The 9,915-nt window shown below is 73.2% G+C and carries 12 protein-coding genes and 1 tRNA gene; 4 read left to right on the forward strand and 9 right to left on the reverse strand.

Going from position 1 to position 9,915, the window contains the following annotated elements:
• Window positions 1-73 precede the first annotated feature (73 nt).
• The 3 genes from VM242_12980 to VM242_12990 all read right to left on the reverse strand — a co-directional run bounded on the left by VM242_12980 (window position 74) and on the right by VM242_12990 (window position 4,621).
• Window positions 74-1,219, reverse strand: a complete 1,146-nt coding sequence (locus tag VM242_12980; GenBank protein ID HVM06077.1) for a tyrosine-type recombinase/integrase — start codon at window positions 1,217-1,219, stop codon at window positions 74-76.
• A 726-nt stretch (window positions 1,220-1,945) separates the two neighbouring features.
• The gene (locus VM242_12985; protein HVM06078.1) at window positions 1,946-4,018 is read right to left on the reverse strand and encodes a PQQ-dependent sugar dehydrogenase; all 2,073 of its coding nucleotides are present in this window, start codon (window positions 4,016-4,018) and stop codon (window positions 1,946-1,948) included.
• A gap of 141 nt (window positions 4,019-4,159) precedes the next feature.
• A complete protein-coding gene (locus tag VM242_12990) occupies window positions 4,160-4,621 on the reverse strand; it encodes a DUF3565 domain-containing protein (protein ID HVM06079.1) in 462 nt (153 codons plus the stop codon).
• 58 nt (window positions 4,622-4,679) lie between these two features.
• Between VM242_12990 and VM242_12995 the strand changes: the two genes are divergently transcribed.
• Entirely contained in the window at window positions 4,680-5,549 is an 870-nt protein-coding gene (locus tag VM242_12995; GenBank protein ID HVM06080.1) for an isocitrate lyase/PEP mutase family protein, read from the forward strand.
• Window positions 5,550-5,600: 51 nt separating this feature from the next.
• Entirely contained in the window at window positions 5,601-5,792 is a 192-nt protein-coding gene (locus tag VM242_13000) for a hypothetical protein (GenBank protein ID HVM06081.1), read from the forward strand.
• A 35-nt stretch (window positions 5,793-5,827) separates the two neighbouring features.
• On the opposite strand, the gene VM242_13005 is transcribed toward VM242_13000, so the two are convergent.
• The 5 genes from VM242_13005 to VM242_13025 form a co-directional block, all read right to left on the reverse strand.
• Window positions 5,828-6,844, reverse strand: coding sequence for a hypothetical protein (locus VM242_13005; GenBank protein HVM06082.1), 1,017 nt, complete (start codon window positions 6,842-6,844; stop codon window positions 5,828-5,830).
• A gap of 7 nt (window positions 6,845-6,851) precedes the next feature.
• Window positions 6,852-6,992, reverse strand: a complete 141-nt coding sequence (locus VM242_13010; protein ID HVM06083.1) for a hypothetical protein — start codon at window positions 6,990-6,992, stop codon at window positions 6,852-6,854.
• Window positions 6,993-7,020: 28 nt separating this feature from the next.
• Window positions 7,021-7,446 (reverse strand): response regulator, encoded by a 426-nt coding sequence (locus VM242_13015; protein ID HVM06084.1) that lies wholly within the window; start codon window positions 7,444-7,446, stop codon window positions 7,021-7,023.
• Between the two features lie 310 nt (window positions 7,447-7,756).
• A complete protein-coding gene (locus tag VM242_13020; protein ID HVM06085.1) occupies window positions 7,757-8,005 on the reverse strand; it encodes a hypothetical protein in 249 nt (82 codons plus the stop codon).
• A gap of 180 nt (window positions 8,006-8,185) precedes the next feature.
• Window positions 8,186-8,335 (reverse strand): hypothetical protein, encoded by a 150-nt coding sequence (locus VM242_13025; protein ID HVM06086.1) that lies wholly within the window; start codon window positions 8,333-8,335, stop codon window positions 8,186-8,188.
• Between the two features lie 166 nt (window positions 8,336-8,501).
• Here VM242_13025 and VM242_13030 point away from each other — a divergent pair, with 166 nt between their 5' ends.
• Entirely contained in the window at window positions 8,502-8,663 is a 162-nt protein-coding gene (locus tag VM242_13030; protein HVM06087.1) for a hypothetical protein, read from the forward strand.
• Window positions 8,660-8,923: a hypothetical protein gene (locus tag VM242_13035; protein HVM06088.1), complete on the forward strand. Its 264-nt coding sequence runs from the start codon at window positions 8,660-8,662 to the stop codon at window positions 8,921-8,923. Before VM242_13030 ends, VM242_13035 begins: the two co-directional genes overlap by 4 nt.
• Window positions 8,924-9,059: 136 nt before the next feature.
• Here the strand turns inward: VM242_13035 and VM242_13040 are convergent.
• Window positions 9,060-9,124 (reverse strand) — tRNA-OTHER (locus VM242_13040).
• Between the last annotated feature and the right edge of the window lie 791 nt (window positions 9,125-9,915).

Consider the following 9,915-nt stretch of genomic DNA (forward strand, 5'->3'; position numbering starts at 1 on the left):
CTTGAGAACGCCCCGTACCCCTATCGGTCGCCACTTCTGATGCCCGGCCTCAGAAACGGACTACGCGAATCGCTCACGCCGTGGCGACGAAGAACCGGTCGTAGAGGTCGGCGTCGGGGGCGATGTAGAGGTCCTGGGTGACCCGCACGGTGGAGTGGCCGAGCAGACGGGACACGTCCTCGATGCGCGCTCCGGGCTGGGACAGCGCCCAGGTGGCGAACACGTGGCGCAGGCTGTGGAAGGTCCACTGCCAGCGCCCGTCGGGCCGCTTGGGCCATCCCGCCCCCCGGGCCGCCGGGTCGAAGACGTTGCGGCGGTAGTTGGAGCGCCGGGCCCAGTGGCCACGAGGTGAGGGGAACACCACGGCGTCGGGGCCGAGCTCGGCCAGGCGGCGCCGCACCAGGGCGGCCAGGTCGACGCCGGCCGGGGTGCGGGCCGGGTACATGGTGGTGCGCCGTCGGCGGCTCTTGGGCGGCCCGAGCTTGAGCGCGTGGCGGGTCTCGACCACCTGGCGGTCGACCACGATGCGACGTCGGACGGGATCGACGCGATCGGCGGTGAGGGCAGCGTGCTCGCCCCAGCGCAGGCCCGAGTAGGCGACCAGGAGGATCTCCAGCTCCCGCCACCACACGCCGCTGCGCTCGCCCGCCGCCCGGGCCAGGTCGTGGACGGCGGCCGCGGTGGGGATGTCGGCCTCCTCCACCGCCCGGCCCCGCTCCAACTCGGCCTCGTCGGCCTCGGCCGGCGGGTGCCAGCGCACGCCCCGCAGCACGTCCTGGCGCACCAGCAGGAGGCCCTCGTCGAGGCCGACGGCCACCAGGGCCGACAGGCAACGGCGCAGGTGGGCGGCCACCGAGGCGGTGGGGGCCCGGTCCACCACGGCCTGGAGATGGGCCCGGGTCAGGTTGCGCACGGCCACCTCCGCGATGACGGGGGTGACGAAGCGGGCGCAGTAGGCCACCTGCTCCTCTCGGTGGCGCTCCGACCACGCCCGTCCCCGGGCCGGGCGGCGGGACGGGTCGAGGTAGCGGGCGATGAGGACCGAGCCCTTGGCCGAGGCCAGCTTGGTCGGCGTGCCGGCGGCCAGGCGCTCCACCAGCTCGGCCGCCTTGGCGATGGCCTCCTCGCGGGTCTTGGCCGTGGTGTCCCGGCGCCGAGACGCCTCCACCCAGCGCAGGCGCCAGTAGCCGCCCGGGGTGGCCGGCTCGTAGGCGGACACCCCGCAGTCGAACTCGAGGACCTCGCGGGGCGCACGTGGAACGGCTGCCGCAGCGACAACTCCATCCACTCCTGGCGACGGAACCGCTCATCTGCGGTTTGACCATCCGGGGGAACTCCGGGGGAAAACCACCTGTCCGGCCGGGGGACTGAGGCGTTTCCGCAGGTCACGAGGCCCGTCCGGCGGGTAGAGCACAGTCTTGCAAAGCAGGTGCTCTAGCCAGCTGAGCTACGTCCCCGAGACCTTCCGATCTGGACCGTCCCCCATCGTACGCAAGCGGCTCCACCGCTCCCTCCGCGTTTGCTCCCGAGCCGTCCGCCGCTGCGGGCGACGCCGCCGGGAGGTGACGACGGCGGCTCCGGCTCGCCGTCAGTTCCGTGGTGCTGGCTGGCGGCCACGGCCGTGACCATCGCGACAGCGCCCGCGGCGTTGCGCACCACCGCGAGGGGCACCCAGAGCCACCGACCACCCTGCCGTCGACCACCCTGCCGCCGGCGACCCTTCCTCCGACCGCAGCGCCACCGGGCGACCGAGGCGGCCGCAGCGGATGGCGGCGGCGGCTCGATCTGGCCGAAGCTCCTGTTCGCCGACCTCACCTTTCGTGCTGGTAGCGGCGCCGTCGTAGTGGTCGACGGCGGCTGTTCGGATGTCGCCGGCGCCAGGCGGTGCGCCGCCCCGACGGCGCGGCACGCCGTCAAGTACCCGATGGCGCCGGTCGGGGCCCGGCTAACCGCCGGCTCGGCGTCGCCGCCACTCCTCCATCCGCTCTCGCTCGGCGTCCCGAACGGTCCGGTCACCGGCGCTCGGCGCCGGCGCCGGCGCCGGGGACGGCGCGCCACCGCCACCGCCGTCGCCACCGGTCTCCCGCTCGCCGCCGGCGGCGACCAGCGCGCCGAGGACCAGGCCGTAGACGGCGAACGACGCCGCATACCACTGGGGCGGGAAGCCCTTTTCGGTGACGAGCGGCTGAACGAGCGGGAAGCCGAAGTACTGGAGCAGCGCCCACACCGTGAGCCCGAACAGCACGCCGGCCACGAGGACCCGCAGCCGTGACGACGCCCGCAGGAGGAAGGCGAAGGCGAGGCCGCCCAGCGCAGTGACGGCGAGCAGCACGACGGCGCCCACGGCGGTCGGCAGCAGGTCGAAGTCCAGAATGTTCTCCACCGCCGAGCGGCCCATGACGAGGGTGGCGAGCACCCGCGGCGGGGCGTGCCACGGGAGGTCGAGGGCGGGGGCGCCCACCACCATGGTGAACCCACCCATCACCAGCCCGGCCAGGGCGCCGGCGACCAGGCCGGCCACCGGGCGCCGGGTGCGCTGCCTTCCCACGGCGGCCACGAACGTGGCGGCGGCCAGCGCCAGCGTGCCGGCGATGGCGAACAGCAGCGAGATGCCGCCCGGGAACGCCCCCTCGGGCTTGCCGGGGACGACCTTCCACACCACGCCGGTGCTGGGTTCGAGGACCAGGCCCCGCTCGCTGACCCGGGCGATGCTCCAGTCGGTGACGTACATGGCGCCGTCGGGGCCGAAGGTGACGTCGGACGGGTGCTCGAGGCCGCCGCCGCTGTGGCGCGACGCCTGGCCCTCCGTCTTGTTCTCCATGAACGTCGTCGTCTCACCGGTCACCGTGTCGAGCTTCACGACCTTGACGCCCTGGGGGCGGTCCACGACGCCGGTGGCAGGGGTGAAGTCGCCGAACAGGGCGACGTAGGCCGTGGTCGGGCTCCCCCATGGCTCCCCCGGCGAGAAGGCGAAGCCGTTGGTGGCAGCGTGGGGGTTGAACTTGGCGATCGGCGTGGGCGGCGTCTCCGTCGGGTGGTTGGCGATGAGGAACCCGGGCTGCGGCTTGTTCTTGGGCTCGAAGCGGGCGTCGGTGACGGGGACGTCGCAGGCGAAGTCGGGCCAGCCGTACCAGGCGCCCTGCTCGATCCGGTAGACGCAGTCCCAGGCGTCCTCGATGGGTCGCGAGCCCCGGGCGTCGAAGCCGTGCATGGTGGCGTACAGCCCGCCGTCGGGCCCGAGCTCCAGCCCGTAGGGGTTGCGCAGGCCCCACGCCACCACCTCGAGGCCCGAGCCGTCCGGCCGTACCCGCAGGACCGAGCCGTTGCACTTGGGGTTGCCGGGCACGACCGAGCCGGCCGGGCGGACGGTGCCGTAGGGCGAGTAGGCGGTCGTCTGCTCCCGCTCGGGGTCGTTGCCGAGCGGGTTCTCGGAGTCGAACACGGCGTCGGTGAGGACGACGTCGGCGCACGGGACCTCGTGCAGCTGGCGGCGCGCCTCCACGCCCAGCCAGCCGAACACGGCGTTGTCCGGGCCGACCACGCCCGAGTTCGTCACGGTGCCGACGGAGAAGTAGATGAAGCCGTCCCTGAAGACCATCTGGTTCGCCTGGTGGTCGCCCTGGCCGGGAAGACCGCCGACCACCGTGCGCAGCCGCCCGCCCGGCTCGACGGCCGAGAGGGTGCCGGCGTGGGCCACGTACACCGTGCCCTCGTGGAACCCGACCGACGTCACCGGCACCTCGTCGCCGAAGGCGTCGCCCCCGGCGAGCACCGTCAGCGAGCCGTCGGGCTCGAGACGGCTGACGCGCGACTCGCCCCCGCCGTGGTAGCCCGACTCGGCGATCAGCATCCGCCCCTGGTCGTCGAACGCCACCATGGTCGGGGCGTTCAGCTCCTCCACGAGCGCCTCGATCCGGAACCCGTCGGCCAACGAGATATCCGAGGGTCGGATCGGGCGCTCGTCGGCACAGCCGGCCACGACCACGACGGCAACGAGAGCGACGACGAACCGTGCCATGCACACAGCGCCACCTCCGCTGCGCCGCCGACATCCCGCTCGCCGCCGGCACCTTCGAGCCCCCGGGGGAAGGCCCGCTGCTCGAACCCGGGCGAATCGTACACGGGGGCCGGCGGATCGGCGGGCAGACGCAAGCGTCGCTTACGGGCGGACCAGGAAGTCGATCGCCAGCACGACCGGGCCGCCGACCGACAAGGCGTGCGGCACGCCCGGCGGGATGGGCTGTTCGTCGCCGCTGCCCGCCAGGCGCTCGACGGGCGGCGACATCTCCAGCGAGAACCGGACCGATCCGTGGCTCACCCGGAGCCGGCCCCAGGTGCCCTCGGCCACCCGGTGGGCGCGTCGCAGCCCGTCAGGCAGGGTGGCGTCGTCGAACGGGCCGGCCGTCCGCACGACGGTGAGCCCCTCGGGAAGCTCGGCCCGGTCGCACCGCGGGCAGTCGAGCTCGCCACCGACCCGCTCGGCCCGTCCCGCGCGCGAGAGGACCCACGGGCGCTCCTGGAACGGCGGGCGGTGACGGACGTGCTGGCCGTGCAGGCAGGACAGCTCGGCGACCCACTCGCCGGCACCGTCCCGGTGGAACCCCTCGACCGTCCGCCGCACCACCCCACCCTCGCCCGGCGCCCGGCGCGGCGCAACAACCGAGCCGTAGTCTCCCGGCATGGACGGCGACGGGCTCCGGCAGAAGCTGGCGGGCGGCGACACGGTGGTCCTCGCCGGCTGCTTCGACGCCCTGTCGGCCCGCCTGGCCGTCAACGCCGGCTTCGAGGCGCTCTTCCTGTCGGGGTACTGCACGGCGGCCACCCTGCTCGGCCTGCCCGACTTCGGCTACGTCACCCAGACCGAGATGGCCGAGGTCGCCCGCCGGGTGTGCCGGGCCGTCCCCGGCGCCATGGTGGTGGTCGACGGCGACACCGGCTACGGCAACCCGCTGAACACCATCCGCACCGTCGAGCTGTACGAGGCGGCCGGGGGCGCCGGGATCTTCCTTGAGGACCAGGTCTGGCCCAAGAAGTGCGGGCACATGGCGGGCAAGAAGGTGGTGCCCCGAAAGGAGTGGCTGGCCAAGCTGCGGGCCGCCCTCGACGCCCGTGAGCGCCTGTTCGTCACCGCCCGCACCGACGCCCGGGCGGCCGTCAGCCTGGAGGAGGCGTGCGAGCGGGCCCGCATGGCCGCCGACCTCGGTGTGGACGCCGTCTTCGTGGAGGCACCCGAGTCCCCCGAGGAGATGCAGGCCATCGCCGAGGCCACGCCGGGCTGCGTCCGGGTCGCCAACATGATCGAGGGCGGCCGCACGCCGCTGCGCACACCGGCCGAGCTGCACGATCTGGGCTTCGACCTCATCGTCTCGCCGCTCACCGGGCTGCTGGCCGCCGCCCGCCAGATGACCGAGGCCTTCCGCGTCCTCGCCCAGAAGGGCACCCTGCGGGACGACTCCGACCTGGTGCTCGCCTTCGACGACTTCAACCCGCTGGTCGACCTCGACCACCACTACGACCTCGAGCGGCGCTACGGGGCCGGCGACCCCTGATCGGGACGCCGCCCGGATCGTCGGGTCCGCCGACCCGGTACGGTCGCGGCCATGGACGACGAGGAGCACGAGGGCCTGCTCGACCGGATGCGCGACATGGGCGTCGGCACCGAGGACCCGAACATCATCGGTGACGCCGGCCCCACCGACGTCCCGCCGGGCACCGACCCCCCGGAGGACGACGGCGAGCTCGACGCCGACGCCCCGGCCGAGGAGTGGGACGAGGAGGACCCGCTCGCCTGATCTCCCCGGCGGCCGTCGCATCCGTCGCCCCGGGTTCAGCGGCCGGGCCGCACCGCCTCGGCCGACGGGGCCGTGCCCTCGAACGCCGCCGCCCGCACGCCCCGGCGGGCCAGGTCCTGGAGGAACGGCACCGGCTCGGTGATCAGTTCGGCCAGCCCCGCCGCGCCGGTCCGGGCCAGCAGCCCGTCCAGCGCCCACATGGCGGTAAGGGCGGCGACGGCGCCGGCGGCGATGGCCGGGCGGTCGAGGGCGCCCAGCACGCGCACGTCGGTCACCGCGCCCCGCCGGCCCCGCACCTCGACGCGGGCCGCACCGAGCAGGCCCTCGGGATGGGGCTGGCGCAGCATCGGCAACCGAGCGGTGAGCCGGTCGCGGCGCGACGCCGCCACCCGCGCCGTCACCCGCGCGACACCCGGGAAGGCGGGGACGAGCACGAGAGCGTCGGGGAGGCCGGCCCGGTAGCAGTCCAGGGCGCCCAGGGGGTCGGGGAACCAGCACAGCTCGCGCCCCGAGCCGCCGCGGCGCTGCGCCCACGACCCGTCCCGCCAGTCGACCGCCTCCTCGGTGAGCGTGGCGTGGTGCTGGCGGGCGCACGCCGGGCCCCCTGTGCCCGCCTTGGCCACGTGCACCTCGTCCACCGAGTCGAACCCGGCGGCCGCGTGGCGGGCCAGCACGCAGGTGTACCCGGGGGCGAACCCGGCACCCACCGCCACGGTGGCACCGGCCCGGCGGGCGTCGTCGTCGAGGGCGAGCAGGGCCCGCACGTCGGCGATGGAGTCGGCCGTCGACACCACCGACGCCCCCCGCTCGATGGCGGCCCGGGCCAGGCCGGCGTGCGGTCCGGGCATCGACAGGACCACCACGTCACCGGCGGCGAGGGTAGACGGATCCCACGTCGCCACCGAGGCGGGCGGCCCCAGCGACGACGCCAGGGCGGCGACGTGCCCGTCGTCGGGGTCGACCAGGCGCAGGTCGTCGAGCCCCGGGGCGCCCAGCAGCTGGCGGGCGGCCCGGGCGCCGACGGCGCCCGTTCCCAGCACCACGGCCCTCATCGGGCCACTATCGCAGGTCCGGTCCCGAGAGCTCGCGCCAGCCGCCGGCGTCGGCCTTGGGCTTGCCGGTGTCGCGCAGACGCACCACACCGGCCACCAGGCCGGCGCCACAGAGGGCGAGGAGGGTGCGACGCAGCGTCTTGACCATGGGACGGCGGGCGGCGACGCCCCGCCGCTCAGGAGGCGGCGGCGTCGTCGAGCAGGGTCGAGGTTACCTTCTCGGCTGCCGCGTCGCCGACCGCGTCGCCCGGCTGGCAATAGCGCTCGACGACCTCGGGGATCCGGGCCAGGAACCCCGGCTTGCTGTAGCAGGCGGTGGCGCCCAGCTCCCGGCTCCGGCTCAGCACCTCGACGGCGGCGTGCTGGGTGACGACGAGCACGGGCGTGTCCGGGAAGTTGCGGCGCAGCTCGGGTAGAGCGGACAGGCCGCTGCGCTTGGGCATGGCCAGGTCGAGGACGATGAGCTCGGGTCGCTCGCGAAGGGCCACCTCGATGCACTGGTCCCCGTCCGAGGCCTCCACGACCTCGACGCCCGCCCACTCGAACTCCTGGCGGTAGAGGAGGCGGAGCCGGGGGTCGTCGTCGCAGATCAGGGTGGACACTTCTCCGCGACGGTACGGCATTCACCCCCCTCGTGCCATAGCCCGAAGTGGCCATCGGGGGGTCCCGGCTCCTCCTCCCGGGGAGCCCGCTGCGACGGCGACGAGTCGCCGCAGGGGACTACAGCTCGACGTGTCCAGCGGTGTAGTCGTTCAGCTCGTACTGCGGAGCCGCATGGCACCAGGAGCACTCATGGGTTCGCGCCTCGGGCGGTGGCAGGTCGACCCCCGAAAAGAACTGACGCCCACACGACTTGCACGCCAAAAACAACGGCGTCGCCATGATCTGTTTCCTCCTGTGAACTGGGCCCGGCTAGCTGACGCCGTAGCGCCGTCGCATCTGCTCGACCTTGGAGTCGTCGAGCGTGTGCGCCTTCGCCAGCACCTGGTCGGCCTCCTGGCGAAGGCGCTCCTCCTCCTCGAGGTAGGCGAGCTCGTCGTCGCTCGGGTCGGACGGGACCGGGCGCTTCCGCAGGTCGGCCCAGAGCATCTGCATCATGGAGGGCTTGCCGCCGGAGGGCGCCGACGACTGCCGGCGACGGCCGCGGCTCGGACGTTCCATGACCTCAGAATCGTTGTCGTTGCTGGCCATTTGGCGCTCCCTGTCGCTCGGAGACACCCGGAGCCCGGCGGGACCGGCCTCGAGGGGGGACGCTGGGATACTCCGCGACAGGGGAACGACGTGCAATAACTGATTTCTGCACCTACATGCCGAAGATCCCCTTCGTCCCCGGCCCGGCGGTCACCCCGTACGGTCGCAGGTGCAGTTGTCGGTGGGCAGGAGGCAGCCCTCGCAGCCCAGCCGGCCCTCGACGCCGCCGGTGCGCACCGGCCGGTCGCACTTGTGGCAACGACCGACGACCTTCCCCAACTCCGTAGGCGTGTGGCTCATCTGCACTCCTTGGTCATTGTCCGAAAACGGACACCGGGAAACCAAGGAATAGCACAGAGGGCGCCCAGGGCGCCCGCTTGTCCGCCGGCGCCGGCGGGGCTACGTGGAATCCAACCAATGTGCTGCGATGGTCCACTCGGGACCACTGCCGGCTACCATTGGACCGATGGTCACCGTACAGCTCGAGCGGGTCGAAGCACTCGAGTTGCTCGGCATGACCCTGGCTCATCTCGACGATGCCGAGGCGAGACACGAGATTTCACCTCGATTTGCGCTGCTGATGGCCGTCCGGGACAAGCTCGCTCTCGCCCTTCGGGAGGAGCAATGAGTTACAGCGAACCAGAGGTCGCCGCTGCCGTCGCCTCCCTCGGCAAGTATCGGGGTAGCGAGGACGGTGAGATCGCTGCCGCACTGGCGGTCGTCGGTCTGAGCGCAGAGAGGACCGCTAAGGAACTTCGCATCCGCGATGACATGATCCGGGTGGCACACCGAGCCGGCGCCTCGCTCCGCCAGCTCGCCGAGGTCTCCGGCCTGGATCGTAAGACGGTGACTGCGATCGTCGGGGCAGCCGAACGCGCCCACGAATGAACCGTCGGCCGCCGGAGCTCTCCAGAGGAACTTGGCGGGGCGCGCATACGAAACCTGGAAGCAGGATCCGCCGAAGGCGGAGGCGGTTCCCCTCCGGGTCGAGCGAACGTGACCTGCGATTCGCCGTCTCCGGTAGTGGGGCTAAGTGGAGTCCAACCACTGACCTCAGCATTATCAGTGCTGCGGTCACCGATACGCCCCACCGCGCTGACCTGCGGTTTCCCCGCCGTCGAGACCTCCTTACCGGCCGTCCGTGCCCGCTACGTGCCCGTACGGAGCGCGCCATGCCGAGCGGAACCGGTGCTCGAGGGCATCGGCGGCCCTGCGGTCGGCGTCGTGGTGACGTGCGCGTACAGCTCCATCGTCAGCCTGGACGAGGCGTGCCCGGCCCGGCTCTGAATCACCCGAGGGTGGACGTTCTCGTCGACGAGCGTGCTCATGACGACGTGCCGCAGGCCGTGGAACGTCAGGGACGGGTCCAGCCGGCCCGCTCCGGGGCCGGGCGGAAGGTCCGCTCCGCGAAGCGACGGCGGAGGATGTTTCCGCGAGGGCCGACGATGAGGAGCGCCTGGCGGTCGCCGAGATTTGTCGCCCCGGTGCACCTCTGTATGGCTCGCCAGCTCGTGGAGGAGGAAGGGCGGCGCGGCGAGGGTGCGCAGGCTGCCCGCGGTCTTCGCCTCCCCGGGAAGGACTCGCAGGCGCCCGCTGACCTCTTCGACCACCTGGGCCACCGCCACCGTCCGCCGCACGAAGTCGATGTCACAAGTCCGCAAGCCGATCGCCTCGCCCCATCGGAGGCCGAGGACGCCCCCGACGAGCACGAGCGCCCTGTACCGGGGCGGCACCGCGTCGGCCAACCGGACCAGGTCAGCCGGATCGACCAACTTCCGGTCCGGGGGCCGCACCCTCGGGAGCGCCACCTTCCTGGCCGGCCAGCGACCGATCAGGTCAGCGTCGACTGCGGCGTTGAGGGCGGCGCGCCGCGCGGCGAC

This window comes from Acidimicrobiales bacterium (genome assembly GCA_035540975.1).
In the GTDB taxonomy this organism is placed as follows: Bacteria; Actinomycetota; Acidimicrobiia; order Acidimicrobiales.